At 54.9% G+C, this 16643-nt stretch carries 14 protein-coding genes; 4 read left to right on the top strand and 10 right to left on the bottom strand.

Features of this window, described 5'->3' with window-relative positions; translation table 11 throughout:
- Positions 1-10: 10 nt before the first annotated feature.
- The 6 genes from B5E84_RS21085 to B5E84_RS11835 form a co-directional block, all read right to left on the bottom strand.
- Positions 11-2368 (bottom strand): DUF6128 domain-containing protein, encoded by a 2358-nt coding sequence (locus tag B5E84_RS21085; RefSeq protein WP_242963357.1) that lies wholly within the window; start codon positions 2366-2368, stop codon positions 11-13.
- A 291-nt stretch (positions 2369-2659) separates the two neighbouring features.
- Complete coding sequence (locus B5E84_RS11855; RefSeq protein ID WP_087222996.1) at positions 2660-4090, bottom strand: metallophosphoesterase; 1431 nt, start codon at positions 4088-4090, stop codon at positions 2660-2662.
- Entirely contained in the window at positions 4087-5763 is a 1677-nt protein-coding gene (locus B5E84_RS11850) for a glycosyl hydrolase family 18 protein (protein WP_087222994.1), read from the bottom strand. Before B5E84_RS11850 ends, B5E84_RS11855 begins: the two co-directional genes overlap by 4 nt.
- A gap of 664 nt (positions 5764-6427) precedes the next feature.
- Positions 6428-6661 (bottom strand): hypothetical protein, encoded by a 234-nt coding sequence (locus tag B5E84_RS11845; RefSeq protein WP_087222992.1) that lies wholly within the window; start codon positions 6659-6661, stop codon positions 6428-6430.
- A gap of 62 nt (positions 6662-6723) precedes the next feature.
- A complete protein-coding gene (locus tag B5E84_RS11840) occupies positions 6724-7251 on the bottom strand; it encodes a hypothetical protein (RefSeq protein WP_143469214.1) in 528 nt (175 codons plus the stop codon).
- Between the two features lie 23 nt (positions 7252-7274).
- Entirely contained in the window at positions 7275-8687 is a 1413-nt protein-coding gene (locus B5E84_RS11835) for a serine/threonine-protein kinase (RefSeq protein ID WP_087222988.1), read from the bottom strand.
- Positions 8688-8908: 221 nt separating this feature from the next.
- On the opposite strand from B5E84_RS11835, the gene B5E84_RS11830 reads away from it, so the two are divergent.
- A complete protein-coding gene (locus B5E84_RS11830) occupies positions 8909-9637 on the top strand; it encodes an adaptor protein MecA (protein ID WP_087222986.1) in 729 nt (242 codons plus the stop codon).
- 194 nt (positions 9638-9831) lie between these two features.
- Positions 9832-10449 (top strand): flavodoxin family protein, encoded by a 618-nt coding sequence (locus tag B5E84_RS11825; protein WP_087222984.1) that lies wholly within the window; start codon positions 9832-9834, stop codon positions 10447-10449.
- Positions 10450-10661: 212 nt separating this feature from the next.
- Here the strand turns inward: B5E84_RS11825 and B5E84_RS11820 are convergent, their stop codons facing one another.
- Entirely contained in the window at positions 10662-11363 is a 702-nt protein-coding gene (locus B5E84_RS11820; protein WP_204248581.1) for a MarR family winged helix-turn-helix transcriptional regulator, read from the bottom strand.
- Between the two features lie 293 nt (positions 11364-11656).
- Here B5E84_RS11820 and B5E84_RS11815 point away from each other — a divergent pair, with 293 nt between their 5' ends.
- Both B5E84_RS11815 and B5E84_RS11810 read left to right on the top strand, forming a co-directional pair.
- On the top strand, positions 11657-12844 hold the full coding sequence (locus B5E84_RS11815) for a MalY/PatB family protein (protein ID WP_087222982.1): 1188 nt from the start codon (positions 11657-11659) through the stop codon (positions 12842-12844).
- Between the two features lie 46 nt (positions 12845-12890).
- Positions 12891-14123: a dicarboxylate/amino acid:cation symporter gene (locus tag B5E84_RS11810; RefSeq protein WP_087222980.1), complete on the top strand. Its 1233-nt coding sequence runs from the start codon at positions 12891-12893 to the stop codon at positions 14121-14123.
- Between the two features lie 180 nt (positions 14124-14303).
- On the opposite strand, the gene B5E84_RS11805 is transcribed toward B5E84_RS11810, so the two are convergent.
- From B5E84_RS11805 to B5E84_RS11795, 3 genes are all read right to left on the bottom strand, one after another.
- Entirely contained in the window at positions 14304-14834 is a 531-nt protein-coding gene (locus tag B5E84_RS11805; RefSeq protein WP_087222978.1) for a GNAT family N-acetyltransferase, read from the bottom strand.
- A gap of 267 nt (positions 14835-15101) precedes the next feature.
- On the bottom strand, positions 15102-15359 hold the full coding sequence (locus B5E84_RS11800) for a glutaredoxin (protein ID WP_087222976.1): 258 nt from the start codon (positions 15357-15359) through the stop codon (positions 15102-15104).
- A gap of 26 nt (positions 15360-15385) precedes the next feature.
- Positions 15386-16633 carry a dicarboxylate/amino acid:cation symporter gene (locus tag B5E84_RS11795; RefSeq protein ID WP_087222974.1) on the bottom strand — a complete coding sequence of 416 codons (1248 nt, stop codon included), beginning with the start codon at positions 16631-16633 and terminating at the stop codon, positions 15386-15388.
- Positions 16634-16643: the final 10 nt, after the last annotated feature.

The following is a 16643-nucleotide window of genomic DNA, read 5'->3' as shown; positions in this document are numbered from 1 at the left end:
GCATGAAACATCACTGGCCCAGCCGTACGTCGGTGTACCAGTAGCCAAAACGGCCGTTTTCCAACGGCTGTTTTTTTGACAGCACGAAATGGGGAAACCCAAACATGGAGGCCATGTATTTTTCGTTGCTGAAATAGTGGCCGGGCACGCCTAAGAGGAAACGGGCGCGGCCGCCCGGGTTATTTAAGCGCACCAGGATCAGGCAACGGTAATTGTAGTATCCGTGGAGAAGAAAGCTGTTATTTCCGTAGGTCCAGTTTTCCCGGGGGAGAAGGCCGATGTCCTGGGGGCGGATTTTTAGAATTTCACAGCCGTTTTCGTAGTCGAACGCGTCGATTTTCGGGTATTGTTTCCGAAAACTGCTCCACACTGCCTCGGCGCTTATCTCCGGGTCTAAGGACGCCCCGCTCTCCGGGTCTTCCTCCGGCTCGTCAGGAAGGGAAACTTCCTGGGCCGGCTGAGGGGAAATGGGAACTTCCGGCGTCTCCCGGGAGGCGGAGGTTCCGGCTGAAACGGCCGGGCCTGAAACCGCTGGGGTTTCGGGCGTTCCAGAAGTTCCTGGCATTCCGAAAATTCCGATCCCCGGATTTTGATTTTCCGCGATTTCCGCCAAACCGGCTGAACCGGCGGCGGTTATGCCGGGATTTGCCATGTTTGGGGCGGCAGTTTCTCCCGCAGCCGCGGCGGCTGGCTGGAGTTCCGGAGGAGCTGGCGGGGCTGACGGCGGCACAAATATTGTCCGTCTGGGTGGTTGGGGCATCTCCAGCTGCAGGGACGGCATTTCCGGCTGAAATTCCGGTGATGGAAGGGGAAATTCCGGTCCTGTTTCCGGCTGCGGCGACGGTAGTTCTGGCTGCGCCCCCGGCCACTGCGGCGGTTGGAGTTCCGGCTGGTTCCCTGGCTGCTGTGACGGCAGTTCCGGCTGCGCTCCCGGCGGCGGCTGAAGTTCCTGCTGGTTCCCTGGCTGCGGCGACGGTATTTCCGGCTGCGCTCCCGGCCACTGCGGCGGCAGTTCTGGCTGCGTCCCCGGCATCGGCATCGTTGGCCCTATCCCCGGCGCGGGCATAGGCGGCTCCGGCTGTACACAGGGCATTCCCGCCGACAGCTCCAACGGCATCCACGCCTGGCGGTTTGGGTTCTGGACAGCAGCTGTTTCCCGCCGGTTTCTCATCATTCCGGTAGCTGCGTTCCACAAAATCGCTCTGGCGGAAGGGCTGGACGCTCCACCGCCAGCCGGTTCCGCTGCCACGGCTCCTGCCGTTCCTGCTCCCCCGGCGCCTCTCATTTCCACTGCCGTTCCGGAACCGGAGCCTGCGTTTTCCCGCTCCGCCGTTCCGACCGTTCCCGTCCAGGTTCCTCCGGCCGCTCCTGGACGGCTGGACATCCCCATTCCCGTTCCTCCCGGCATACCGCCTCTCCACCTGGGAAAACCGGCACGGGGGCCGGTGCCGCGAAAACGGCTGATTTCCTCACGGACGGAGCCCGTTCCCGACATATATCTGGATACGGGAGAATCTTTTCCTATCTGCCCCGGCGTTTCCGCGCCGTTTGTTCCTTCCCGCCCATTTTCTCCAAATCCCCACCGTTCCGGAGCCTGGCCTTCCGTCTGCCGGCCACTCTCCCACGGCCGTTCCACATCATTTTTCTCTGAAACTAGTTCACCGGTTCCGGCCATTTCCGCCGTCCTGGCAGCTCTGACCGTTTCCCTCGCTCCGGCCGCTCCCGTTTCCAGCGATTCCTCCCGGCTCATTTCTCCGGCAGAGCCATCTGCGCCGCTTTCCCCTCCAGACAAAGCATCCGGCTCCATCCTCCCAGCGGGAACAATGGCCCCGGAGCTCTCAAAATCCGCCGTAATCTGCGGCGGCGGAGCCTGCAGCAGCTGAAACGGTGTGACAGCCCTGCCTCCTTCGTTTTCCCTTTCCTCCTGCTTTCCTTCTCTGCGCAGGTTTTCGGAGGTCACCCCCGCCAGCTCAATCTCCGCCGCATAGGCCACCGTATCCTCCGAGTCCTGGGCAACAGCGTCATCCCAGATGGTAGTGTAGGCCCGCCAGCTGTCCTGCACATCGTGGATGGTCAGGCCATAGCAGCTGTCCAGAGTTTTCCCGCTCTCCTCCACATTGTCCACCTTGACCGCAGTGCGAAATTCCCCGGCACCGGAGCGGATAAAGATCTTTCCCAGGAGGATTTCCCCGCCTGCGGACAGCAGATAAACTCCCAAATCGTTTCCTCCTACGTAAACCTTTTTTACACTGACGCTGATTCTGCACTGCCCGTTTCTGGCCTCCAGTTTCGCGAAACCGATATTTTTCCCTTTTACAGCGCCTTCATACGCGTAGATATATGAAATCAGTCTCCTATAATTAGACAAGCGATCACCCCTTCCGTAAATATTCTATGCCGCCGCTGCCGCCCCTTAGAACCGGATCCGCCAGATTCCCCAGCCTCCCCTTTCAGCGCACCAAAAAGACGTGGAAAAAACGTGCGCCACAGAGCACGCGCGCGCCGGGACGGCGCGGCTGCGTCGCGGCTATCTTCGCCTGCGCGAAACACGCCTCCGCCGGTAGCTTTGTGTCATAAGGAGCGCCGTTTCCCGCGACAAAAAAGGCGCCGGAAACGGCCGTGGTCAATCCCCACGCCGTCCAGCGCCCGCCTGCGGCTATTATTCTACTTCCAATCTGTTATAATCTCTGTCCGCGTCATTTAATATGGAAACCACGTAATCCCGAAGGACCGTGATATATCCCTTGGAATCCCAGAGGGCATACGCCTCATCCACCAGGGCATCCTCCCGGATTTCCACCGCCTTTCCCTGATAATATTTATAATTCAGGCGCGCGTAATAATCGCACATGAGCAGCCGTTCCTCCTCTGTGATCTCCTCCATGTGCTGCAAAACACCGTAAGCGTCATTTTTAAACACCTGCTCCAGAAACGGTTCCCGGAAATCGTTGAAATGGAGCAGTTCCTCCTCCGTCCGGCCGTTCTTCCTGGCCCAGCCTTCCACATCCAGCTCCTTCGTATGATAAGAAAAGCTGCAGTCATCCCTGTACGTGAGAAACCCGTACCGGCAGTCCGGCGTAGTCATGGAGCTGGTGACGATCTCGTAGAGATTGTTGTCTTCCTCCTCCATCCAGTGCTGCACGTGAAGGTGGCCGCTGAGAAAAATGTTGATATTCCAGGCCGCCAGGATTTCCACCAGCTGTTCGCTGTGCTCAATGGTGCAGTCCACGGTATAAACCTCGCTCTCCTCCAGCAGATTGTGGTGGGCCACCGGGATCACATTCATCCCTTCCTCCCAGGCCGCCTCCAGCTGCTCCTCAATCCAGTCATAGGTCTCCGTGAGAATCGCCCCTCCCACCTGGGCATAGCCTTGGCGGTACTGACAGGTGTCCAGCATGAGCAGTCTGGTCATGGGATCCAGCTGGTAGACGTAGCTGAGCGTTGTCTCATCCTCACTCACCGCCTCGTCGTATCCAAATTCCCGGTAAATCTCCCGGAAATCCTCCGGAGAAGTCCGTTCCACCGGATACTTTTCACTTCCCCGATAGCCGCAGGCGTGGTGATTATTGATGTCGTGGTTTCCGGGTATCACCACCACCGGAATCCCGGCGTCCTCCACCCGGCGCAGCTTTTCCGCGAATTCCAGATGGCTTTTCCGCTCTCCATTAGTGCTCAGATCTCCGCAGAGAATCAGCACATCCGGAGCGTTTTCCACCACTTCCTCCAGAAACGCGTCTGTAATCTGATCAATGTAGGTGACCAGGCGCCCGTCCCCGTGGTCCACATCATACTGAAACGCCTCTCCGTAATCCGTCAAATCAGGGGACAGATAGTGAATGTCGGAACCCAGAATGATCCGTTTCTCAAAGCCCGGTTCCCGCTCCTCCATTTCTGTTTCCGTCTCTGGCGGGACCTCCACCGTCTCCGTTTCCGCTGGCGGAAAGGTTTCCGGCGGGATTGTCACTTCCTCCACCGTCACCGCCTCGCTGCCGCCAGTCTCCTCCCTGGGAGAACAGCCGCCCAGCGCCGCCGCCAGGGCCAGCACCGCCGCCAGACTCAGGGCACAGCCCCATTTCCGTCCCTTTCTCATGGAGCCACCACATCCCAGATGGTATCCGGCTCAAAGCCCAGTTTCCAGAACGCCGTGCCGCCAGCTCCGCTCTCCTCCACGGCCTCCGACTTTAAGGCCAGAGACTTCGCGTCCTCCATCCAGATGTACTGAACGCTGCCGTCCTCGCCTTCCAGCTCTCCGTAATACTGGCCTTCTTCCTCCAGCCATTCCAGGCTCACATGGTTTTCTTCGATCCATTCCTGGGCTGCTGTCATTCCCACCGCCTTGGACGTGGTCTCCCCGTCTTTTACCGTCCAGATCCTGGTATAAAACGGGAGCGCACCCACTACCTTTTCTTCTGGAACCACTTTCATGGTATTCTCCAGCCCATTCTTTACATAAGACAGGGAGGAAACCGTCCCCATCTCTCCGCCCGCGTAGTGCTCGTCGTAGCACATGACGATCACGTAATCCGCCACCACGCCCTGTTCTTTGCGGTTGTAAAACTCCGTATAGGCGCTGGGCACGTAATTGTCCACTGACAAAATGATCCCGTTCTTCCGGCAGGAAATGGACAGTTCCCGGATAAACTGGATGTAATGGACTCCCGCCTCCGGTTTCAGGCTCTCAAAATCCAGATTCAGCCCGTCGATGCCGTACCGGAGCACCTCCTCCATCAGATTCTCAATGAGTTTCTTCCTGGTGGAGGTAGAGGAAAGCAGAACCTCCGTCTGCACATTTCCACTGAAATTGTCCAGCAGCGCCCAGACCTGAAGTCCCTTGTCATGGGCCTTGCGGACATACTCGGCGCTGGCCAGGGAGTCGAAATTGCCCTCGTTGTCCGTGAGGGCAAACCAGGTGGGGGCCACCACATTGACGCCCTCCACACCGGCAAACATCTCGTCAAACTTTCCGTTGGCCGTCTGATTGGTCACCTGATGCCATACCAGGCGCACCGGCTCGCCGATGGACTGGCTCTCGTAAACCGGCGGCTGGAAGGCACTGTCCATGACCACGCTCTGCCTGTCCTTCAGCCTCCAGTTCTGAATATAGCCCATAAATCCCGTCTCCGTGCGCACATAGGACCAGTTGTCCATCTCCTCTAAAATCTTCACACCGGTTCCAGAGGCCACCTCAGTGATCACAGGGCTTTTCACGCCGCCTTTCTCCCGGAGAGCGCCTTTTCCTCTCACCGCGGCCTGCTGCTCCTCCCACTCGCTGTCGATAAAGATACGCCGGGCCGCCTTTTCATCCTCTGTCTTCTGGTGGACGGCAGGGCTGTCAAAATACACGGTCCGGATGTTCGTATAGTTGGAAACCAGACCGGCGGATAGATACACCCCATCCTCCTTTACCAAAAGCAGATGGCCGTTATTCCCCATGGTCTCCTCGTCCGCGTAGACAATGGTATCCGGCAGGGCGTAAACCAGCAGTTTCTCCCCGCTGTCCCAGTAAAATCTCTCATTAATATGATCGTTTACCCATTCCAGGGGCAGATAGATCTGGTTTTCCTCATAGATCCCTTCCTCCTCCTGCACCTCGTCGTTCCACACAATGGACACCCGGTTCCCCTGGGCCGGAAACAGCTCCGAGATGTCCGCCGTCTCCTTGGACGGTATGTATTTTCTCCCGATCCAGACACCTGCCACCGCAGCGGCAGCGAGAATCAGGACAATGATAACCGTAAATACGGCTCTGGCTGCTCGTTTCATCCGTTCCTCCTTCAAAAATAGTATGCGCTTGTCAATATCTTCTCCGCAAATAACGCTGGCGAAAATACCTCGCCAAGTGTTCACATTATACCTGTGCACTAAATTCGTGAACTACCTCATTAAGTGCACAGGCATATGTTCTCACTAGGCTCGTTAAGTACCTCGCCAAGTGTTCACATTATACCTGTGCACTAAATTCGTTAAATACCTCATTAAGGGCACAGGCATATGTTCTCACTAGGCTCGTCAATACCTCGCCAAGTGTTCACATTATACCTGTGCACTAAATTCGTGAACTACCTCATTAAGGGCACAGGCATATGTTCTCACTAGGCTCGTTAAATACCTCGCCAAGTGTTCACATTATACCATAGGTAAAGGAGGTTCAATCATTAATTTTTCTTTACTTTTTAAAGTCTCCAGCCGGTTTTCCGCCATGGGAAAGGCCGCAGAAAGGAAAACCGCAGAGATCCGTATCTTTCCCCGTCTCACACACGATTCTTTGGACAGCATTTTCCCCTCTCATGCACCCTTTCCCACAGCAGAACCCCTCTGCCTCTTATGTTCCATCTTTATTGCGGACGCCCGGAGGCCTGTTTCCTTCGGGCGTCCGCAGGAGTTTACGCAAAACAGCCAGGCTGATAACGGCTTTTTACGCTCTGTATCATTTGTATTTTACCTTATCAAACCGAATCTCCGTCAGCTGCCCGCTTTCCGCCCCCACATAGTCGCTCATGTAAAAGCTGCCGTCCTCCTGGATCTCAAAAATACGGCTCCATTCCGATTCCTCCAGCTCCTCGTCGTCAATGTAGATGGGTATCCCTTTTCTGTGATACCGTTTCAGACCTTCCAGATACATCTGACGTTCTTTTTCGTTTAATAATCTTCTGCCTCTCATACGGCCTCCCTTTTCGCAGCGTTTTCCACAAGCAGGATTCCATGACAACCTGTTATCCACATTCACTGCCGCAAAAAGAACGCTTGAAAAAATTCCAGGGTGCCGGGCGTCACCGTGAACGCGTCTGCTGAAAGCGGAATCTCCAAAACAGGGACTCTAAGCCCTCTGCTCACTTCCCTTCTGGTCTCGCCGCTGCCAAAGGCGGCCGCACACTCCCAGCTCCTGTCTGCTCTCTTTCCCTGTCTTACATATTCCCAGAACGCTCCCGGCTGCCATTCGCAAAATGAACCGATCAGCACCCTTCTTTCACAGCGCAGAAATTCATCCCGGTTCCTGTCCCCGATCACCCCGAAGTCCACGAGGACATACCGGTATCTGTCCAGGCAGGACGCCAGTTCCCTGGCTCCCGCCGCCTTGTAGTAATCCGTCCCCAGCACCTGGAACGGCTTTTCCGGCCGCACCTTTCCCGTACACACCAGCTCCATCCGCTCCATCGCGCCGCTTTCGTTCCATTCCAGCACCGCGGCCCGCTCTCCGGCCACCGCAGTCAGATAGTTCGCCGCCATCACGCAGAAGTGGGTCACTCCCACTCCCCTGCACGCTCCGCCAGCCCCTATCGTCCCGCACGCCTCACAAGCTGCCGCGCGCCTTCCAATCCCCGTCCGGAAACGCCCCCTCTCTCAATCCCGCACCGCCCGGACAGACGGGCATAAAACCTCCTGGCCCGCCCGGCAGGAAAAAACGGATCGGGAAAATAGGGGGCACAGACGAATTCTCTCCGCCCGGCGCCGCTTTTTAAGGAAAAATTCCAGACCACAACTCCCGGCGAAGGACAGACTCCCAGCGGGGAATTCCATGGCTTTCCGCCCCGGACCTCCACAAGGACGTCCCAGTCCTGTTTCCCTTTCGCATCCGCCTCTCTGCTCCAGACTCCCAGATCCTTTACAATCACCTGCCAGCTCCGTTCGTCCAGACGCACGTTTTCTCCAAGAAACGGCCGCACCGAAAGGCCAAACACCGCGGCAGACCCAAAGCGGTCCAGGCTTTTCCGAGAGTTTCTGAGAAGCTCTCTCACTGCTCCGCTCCGGTTTTGTTCCGCGTAAAGCGCCAGGAATCCCTGATCTCTCAAATACGCTGTCAGGCCCACGGCCAGGTGGGTGGTCCCCACTCCCGGACGGTTTCCGGCAAATGCCACTACAATGGGAAATGGCTCTCCTCCCTGCTTTCCTCCCGTGATTCCGGCGGGAAGGGCGCACACCCGTTTCAGGTCCGTCTCCAGCTGAGAGGCGGAAGGATACCGTTTCTCCCGCCGTCTTTCCAGGCATTTCCTGATGATCCTTCTAAGCCTTCTCTGCCGGATCCGCCGCAAACCGGCAGATGTCCCGTCCTGCCGCGGGCTCTCTCCCTCGCACAGAAAGTACAGGACCGCCCCGATCCCGTATATATCCGTCCTCTCGTCCGGCAGCTCCCCGGCATACTGCTCCGGAGCCGCAAAGCCCGGAGTCCCGGCAGCGCCTCCTTCCTCCCCGGGGAACGCGGCCAGCCCAAAATCCACCAGCTTTACCGTGTCGTGACACAAGAGAAGATTCTTTGGCTGCAAATCCAAATAAAGAATGGGATTCGTTTTTGCGGAATGCAAATGATGAACCAGATGGCAGATCTGGATTCCGATGGAAACCGTCCTTGCCGTTGACAGAGGGCCCTGCTCCTTTACCATTTCAAACAGGTTTTCCCCTTCCAGATATTCTTCGATCAGATAACCGTAGTCCTCATCCTCCTCCAGGTCATACACAATAGGAATCCCCGGATGGCGGATGGATTTTAAAATCAGGCCTTCCTTCCGGAACTGCCTGTAGCCTTCGGATGCCTTGGAAATTCTCTTGATGGCCCGTACCTCCTGCAGGCCCAGATGGGTAGCCAGATATACCGTAGCCGTGCCGCCATTTCCAAGGACGCGCTCCAGCCGGTATTTTCCGAACAGAACAGATTCTTTGATCTCTACCTCCTCCTTTCCGGGAGGAGCCATTTCCTGTGTTCATTGTACGGCTATTATCCGGTTTTGGCAAATAAAATATCCATAAACATTTCTAAATTTTTTCTAAACCCCTGGATTTCCCTTGTTTTTCCCGGAAAACCTTAAATTTTCATAAATTATTCACATACCGATTGATATTTTGATATATTATATAGTATAGTTATGTTGAGGAAGTGTATCTTTTTCATATACCTACAAAAGGAAGTGAGCCTATGAAGATCGAACGTGTCAGTGAAAATCAGATCCGCTGTACCCTTAGCAGCTTTGACTTAAGCGTCCGCAACTTAAACCTGCGGGAGCTTGCTTACGGTACGGAAAAGGCCAGGAATCTGTTTCGGGAAATGATCCAGAAGGCGTCAAACGAGGTGGGTTTTGAAGCGGAGGACATTCCTCTGATGGTTGAAGCGATTCCGTTATCAAATGAGAGTGTTATGCTGATCATTACAAAAATAGAGGACCCTGAAGAACTGGATACCAGATTTTCCAAATTTTCCCCGTCCCCGGAGGATGAGAGCGAAGATCTGCTCGCATCCCTGGCGAGCGAGCTTTTGGAGGGAGCCGACGGACTTCTCGGCCGCCTGGTTTCCCAGAATCAGGAGACGGCGCCCAAACAGCCTCAGACGGATGCCTCAAAGCAGGAGGAGCCTAAGCCCTCCGTCCGCATCTACCGTTTTGACAGCCTGGACGGCGCCACCGAAGCGGCCCACGCTGTGGGCGGAAACTTCACCGGGATGAACACCCTCTACAAAAAACCCGGCACCTCCCAGTATTACCTGGTGGTAAATGCCGGAGAGGATCAAAGAGAGTTCAACCGGGCGCTGAACGTCCTGGCGGAATACGGAACGAAACAGAAATTTGAATATGCCACCGAGGCGTATTTTCAGGAGCACTACGAGGTAATCGTAAAGGATAAAGCCCTCCAGTCCCTGGCCTTAGTGTAAACGGACGGGAGCCGGAACATGGTTTGAAAAAGCCAGGTTCCGGCTCCTTTTTCGGCCATTTTTCCCGTTTCTAAAGACAGGGCTGACCTTTTTTGCGAAACCGCCCCTGCCGATTTCCCACTTGACCGCTCCCTCCCTTCCGGTGTTATACTGATAGTATTCAGGCACGGATGCCTGGAGAGGAGGTTAGAACATTGAAGGTACTGATTATCAACGGAAGCCCGCGGCCAAACGGAAATACGTCCATCGCCCTGAAGGAGATGGAGAAGGTCTTTGCCGCCGAGGGCGTGGAAACGGAAATCCTGCAGATCGGAAACAAGGACATCCGCAGCTGTGTGGCCTGCGGCTCCTGCGCCAAAACGGGGGCCTGTGTGTTTGATGACATTGTAAATGAGGCCGCGCCGAAATTTGAGGCCTGCGACGGGCTGGTGGTGGCAAGTCCGGTGTATTACGCGTCCGCCAACGCCACCCTTGTGGCCTTTTTAACCAGGCTGTTTTACAGCACCCACTTCGACAAGACCATGAAGGTGGGCGCCAGCGTGGTCTGCGCCAGGAGAGGCGGCCTTTCCGCCACCTTTGACGAGCTGAACAAGTTCTTCACCATCAGCGGAATGCCTGTGGCCTCCAGCCGTTACTGGAACAGCATCCACGGCCGCCTGCCGGGAGAAGCCTCTCAGGACGAGGAGGGCCTGCTCACCATGCGCACCCTGGCAAGGAACATGACCTTCCTGATGAAAAGCATCGCTCTGGGAAAAGAGGCCTACGGCCTGCCGGAGAAAGAGGCGCCTGTAAGCACGAACTTCATCCGCTGACCCGCCGCTTAAGACGAGGCAAAACCAAGGCAATTCCCTGCGCCGGCAAAAGCCGGGGCGCCGGACCCTTCCTGAGATTCCGGCGCCCCGGCCATGTTTTATACTTTATTTACGTTATAGAAAGCATCCTTTTTCCAGCATAAAATCTCCCGGCTCAGACGCGCCGCGCGCCATCCTCTAATACAAAAAAGCATCCCGTCTCCTATTTTACATCAGCTCCCGCCAGCCTGTTTCTCACTTCCCAAATCCTGTTTTCTCCGTTTTCCATACCGTTTCGGAATCTTATTTTCCTCGAAATCCTTGCAGATCACCCGGTAGTACACGGACAGCACCTTATAAAAGGTATCAATCTCCGCGGACGTACATTCCCTCTGAATCTGGCTGAGGGTTTTTGTGATGTCCAGAATGTCATACAGCTTGTGGGCGCGGCTGGTCTGAAGGCCGGTCTCCGTCACATACAGGTGGACGGTCTTCGCGTTTCCCTCCTGCTTGACCTTTGTCACCAGTCCCAGATCCTCCAGCTTGCTCACAATCTGGGAAACGGCCCCTTTCGTCTTTTTCCAATAACCGGTGAGGTCCGTCACCGTCGTCCCCGGATGGTCCTCAATATAGGTAAGGGTGTGCACCTCAATCATGGTTAAATGGTAGCCGGTGCCATAGCTGTGCTCCGCGTAAATATAGTCGTCATAGCGCATAACAAATTCATAGATGATGTTGTGGCGGCCGTTTAACACCTGGAACGTCTCATTGATAAAGCTGCTCTCCGGATCGGACGAATCCGCCCCGGCGGCCTCCTGTCTCTCCTGTTCTCCGCCAGCCAGTGAATCCTCTGCCTTCCCTTTTTTTATATCTGCCAAAATAGACATCATTTGTTTAATTACTAAACTTTCATTTTCCATCTCTATTTCCGACATTTTTCATTCTCCTCTCTCCCATATTTATCATTATTTCCAATGATAAAATGGTTTTTCCATTAACTATTATAACATATTTCCATTTATAATCAACATTTTTATGTGATACTGCATAATTTTCTTCAAAAATAGTTTAATTTTTAAACCAAAATCACTTGACATCCCATTTTTCCGGTGATATGATATTGCCATAATAATTAGTTTAATAATTAAACTATATCGCGCGCGAATTTCCTCCAAAAGAAACGGAACCACAACAAAAAAACATTCCACCAAAGAAAGGATCACGAAACATGAGCAAACAGTATAATTTCGATGCAATCGTAAACCGCCGCGGAACCAGCTGCCTGAAATATGACTTCGGCATGAAACGAAAAGGCCGGGACGACCTGCTGCCCCTCTGGGTGGCGGACATGGATTTTGCCCTCCCGAAAGAGATCTTAGATGACCTTCACAAGCGCATTGATCACGGAATTTTTGGATATACCGATCCGGACGGCTCCTATTTTGACGCCCTGAACAAGTGGTTTTCCGAGCGCCACGGCTACCAGATCGACCCGGAGACGGTGACGGTGGGCTGCGGCGTGGTGTACGGCCTGGCTACGGGAGTAAACGCCTTTACGAAAGAGGGCGACGCCATCCTCATCCAGCAGCCGGTGTACTATCCCTTCCGCGAGGTAATCGAGGACAACGGCCGCGTATTCATCAACAACCAGCTCCACTACGAGAACGGCCGCTACACCATTGATTTTGATGATTTTGAAAAGAAAATCGTAGACAACAACGTAAAAGTGTTCATCCTCTGCAATCCTCACAACCCGGTAGGACGCGTGTGGACAAAAGAGGAGCTGGAGCGTCTGGGAGACATCTGCATGGCTCACGGCGTGGTGATCATGGACGACGAGATCCACTGCGATTTCGTATACGGAGAAAACCATTTCACCAGCTTTATGAACCTGGATCCCAAATACCGGAAAAACCTGGTTTTATATACCTCTCCCAGCAAGACCTTTAACGTAGCGGGATTCCAGCCGGCAAACGTGATCATTCCCGACGCGGACCTGCGGGCAAAATACCGTCACGCGAACGCCGCCGCCGGCTACAGCCAGGGCAACATCATGGGCATGGAGGCCGTAAAGGCCTGCTACACCAAGGGCGCTGCCTGGGTGGATGAGCTGGTGGAGTACATCTCCGGAAATATTGCTTACGTGCGGGAATTTGTAAAGGAGAACTTCCCGAAAGCTACGTTTGTGGAGCCGGAAGGCACCTACCTGGTCTGGATTGATTTTTCCGGATACGGATTCACCGACGAGGAGCTGGAGCACATCATGACTGAGGAGGCGAAACTCTGGCTGGATTCCGGCAAAATCTTCGGACCGGAGACGGCGCAGTTTGAGCGTTTCAACCTGGCCTGCCCCCGCGCTACCGTAGAACAGGCCTTTGAGCAGCTGAAACAGGCTATGGACGCTCATCAGAGATAATTCTGTTTCCCGTTTAAACCATTTCAACTGCAAAGGAGAATGTTATATGAAAAGTATATGGAATACTTATAAATCATCCTTTATGCTCCTGGGAGCTATGGTCGTCGGCGGAGTAGTCGGGCTGTTCTGGGGAGAGGGCGCGTCAGTCCTCCAGCCCGTAGCGGATATTTTCTTAAACCTTCTGTACTGCTGCGTGGTGCCTCTGATCTTCTGCTCCCTCACCTCCGCCATCTCCAAAATGGAGGACCTGGCGAAGCTGAGAAAGATTATGATCACCTTCCTGGTGGGAACCATTGTTACCGGCGTGATCGCCTGCCTGTTTATGGTGATCCCGTCCCTGATTTTTGATCCCGGAAAAGGCGCGGTCCTCAACCTCACAGAGGACGTGACGGACGCCTCCGGCAGCATGAATTTCCTTGGAATGTTTACCGTCAGCGACTTCCCGCTGCTGTTTTCCAAGTCGAACCTCATGGCCCTCATCGTGTTCACCGTGATTTTCTCCATCGCCATTATCATGGCCGGTGAAAAGGGAAAACCCATCGTTTCCACCATGGACTGCCTGACGGAGGTAATCGTAAAGGTTATCGGCATCGTGATGAAACTGGCTCCCCTGGGACTGGGCTGCTACTTCGCCATCCTGATCGGCCAGTACGGCAAGGAAGTGGTGGGACCGCTGTCCAGAGGAATCATCATGTATCTGGTGGTTGTGCTGGCCTACTACGTGGTTTCCCAGACGGTTATGGCCTATATCGGAGCCGGCGCGGAAGGCGTTCGGGTGTGGTGGAAAGGCGCGGCCGCTCCCACTCTGACTGCCCTGGGAACCTGTTCCTCCGCGGCATCCCTTCCGGTGAATATGATGCACGCGAAGGAAATCGGAATCCCCAGCGAGATCGCGGATATTTCCATCCCTCTGGGCGCAAACCTGCACAAGGACGGGGCCTGCATTATCCAGATCTTAAAGATCGCCCTGCTCTGCTCCGTATTCGGCATTGATTACGCCACTCCCAGAAACCTGATCATGTCCATCGTGGTGGCAGTGATCGCCTCCGTGGTCATGGGCGGCATCCCCGCCGGCGGATATGTGGCTGAAATCTTTATCATTTCCGTGTTCGGGTTCCCCACGGTGTCCATCCCGATCATGGTGCTGATCGGAACCATCACCGACGCCCCGGCCACCGCCATCAACGTCACCGGAGACACGGGACTGGCCATGATTATCGCCAGAGTGGTGGAAGGAAAAGACTGGCTCCAACGGGCGCGGGCGGATAAAGCGGCGTAGGGACGCCAAAACCGTCGTTTCAGCAAAGATACGAATTTCCATGGAATAAAGACCATCCCCATCGGGATCCGGGACATTGAAAAGGAATGTTCCGATCTCTGCGGGGATGGTTTTTTGTTTTTGCCGCCGCTGCTCCCCGCCTGACATTTGGTTTCCGTGTGCCGCCAGAAATCTTCCTCCTTAAACCGCGATCCAATACCTCTGAATCACTCCGCTTTTGCTTATCCCGGCCGTATCCGCCACTTCCTCCTCCAGAATCCCGCCGTTTTTGATGATCGTTCTCCGGGACGCCTCGTTTTCCTTATCGCAGGTCACCAAAACCCGCCACACCCCGGTTTTCTGACAGACAGGCAAAATCTCCTTCAGCATCTCCGAGGCGTAGCCTTTCCGTCGCTCCGACGGCCGCACGCTGTATCCGATATTTCCGCCAAAACGCAGCAGAAAGGGGGACAGAGCATGGCGGAAATCAATCATGCCCACCACACGGCGATCCTCCCGTCTTACCGCCAGAAACACCTCTGACGGCACGTAGCCGTCCTGATGTTTTGCCCTCAGCCTCTCCTCAAAACGGATCCATTCCTCAAAGGATTCCACATCTTCCAGGCCAGCGCAGCCGTCAAGGCTGTCTCCGTTTTGCTCCATTTCCCTTTTGTACTCCATGACCTGCGCCGCGTATTCCTCCGTGGGCCTCACCAACACAATTTTATCCATCGCCGAATCCTCCTGACAAAAGCAAATATGGTCTTTCCCCTCATTCTACCACATTTGTGTGTCATGGAAACCATAAAAAGTGTGTGCTTGGCGCACACTCGCGCCGGAGCGCGGCTGCGCCAGCAGCCATTTTCCTCTGCGCGGAGTGCGCCTCCTTGCGGAGCATTTTTATTTAACAGGAAACGCAGTTTCCTGTTAAATAAAAAGTGCGGCACAGCCAAAAATGACCATGCCGCATCCGTTCTCCGTCCTCTGTTTTTCCGAATCCTACTTATGCCCTAAAACCTCTCCCAGCTCCAGGGTCACCCGTCCGTCCTCGCACAGGAAACAGGGGATTCCCAGGCGCTCCGTGCCTCTGATTTCCCCGTAGAGCGGGCTGTTGTCCCGCAGCTCCAGGTAGGCCTTAAGGTCGCTGTGGCAGGATAAAATATCCTTAAAATCAATCTCCGCCCCCTCGGCAGATAATTTGTTTAACGCTGCCAGGGTGTCCGGGCAGAGATGACTTCCGATTACAGTTACTTTCATGATTCATTCCTCCTGTTATGCAGTATTTAAGCTGCTTCTTTTCTCTTGGTTGCCTTTTCCAGCCAGTCTTTTCCCTCTACCATCCGGGCCACGATCATGGACGCGATGGTGTCGCCGGAGGAGTTTAAGCAGGTAGCGGCCGGGTCTACTAAAAATCCGATAGTGGCGATCAGCGGGAACGCCTCTCCCGGGAAACCGAACAGGCTCACGATGAGCATTTCACCCACCAGGCCGCCGCCGGGCGCTCCGGACAGCACGAACGCGCTCAAAATAGATACCACAATGGCCATAGCGTAGGTCCCCGCTCCCGTAAACGGCATCTGGAACACGCCGAACAGGAAGGCGATCTTCGTGATGGAGGAGAGCACGGAACCGTCCATGTGCATGGTCGCTCCCATGGGAAGAACGATGTTGCTGATGTCATCCGGTACACCGATTTCCTTGCAGGCCTCCATATTGACCGGGAGAGCCGCCACGGAGCTCTGGGTGGCAAAGGCGGTCACCGCCGGGTTGAAAATGTTCTGAACCATCTTCTTCACTCCCAGCTTTCCACCCGCGAAGTAAGCGTAGGCCGGGAAGAACACGATGCCGTACACGGCGCAGAGCGGGTAGTAAATCAGCATGGTGCGGCCGTAATCACCGATCAGCTGGGGCCCAAACTCGCCCACCAGGTTGGCAAAATACGCGCCCAGACCGATGGGAGCCAGTTTCATAATCATTCCCACGATCTTCATGATCACGTCATTTAAGTTGACAAGAAGTTTTCCCACCGGGCTTTCCTCGCCTCCGCAGGCAGCCACGGCAATTCCGGAAATAATGGCGAATACGATGATGGGCAGCATATTGTTGCGGCTCATAAGACCGCTGAAATCATCTACAGTCAGCGTGCTCACGATCATGGAGCTGATGTCTGTGGCCTCCTGCATGGCGGCCTCGCCCATGGTAATGCTGGTGTTGGCAGCCGGCGGCCAGATATTCACCGTCACCAGGACCAGAACCGCGGCCACACAGCCGGTGGCCACGAAGGTCAGCACCAGGCTGCCCAGGATTTTGCCCAGACGTTTCATGTTTAACATACTTCCCACCGCTGTGGTGATGGAAACGAACACCATCGGCACCACGATGGTAAACATCAGGTTGATAAAGATCTGGCCCACCGGCTGCAGCACCGTCGCCCTTTCCCCAAAAATCAGTCCGATTACCGCGCCGATGATGATACCGGCCAGCAAAATCAACGGAAAGCGATAGCTCTCCCAAATTTTCTTCTTATCCATAATCACAATC

The sequence above is a fragment of the Lachnoclostridium sp. An14 genome (genome assembly GCF_002160755.1).
GTDB lineage: Bacteria > Bacillota > Clostridia > Lachnospirales > Lachnospiraceae > Lachnoclostridium_A.
The sequence above is the reverse complement of the archived record's forward strand: the minus strand, read 5'-3'. Positions and strand labels throughout refer to the sequence as shown.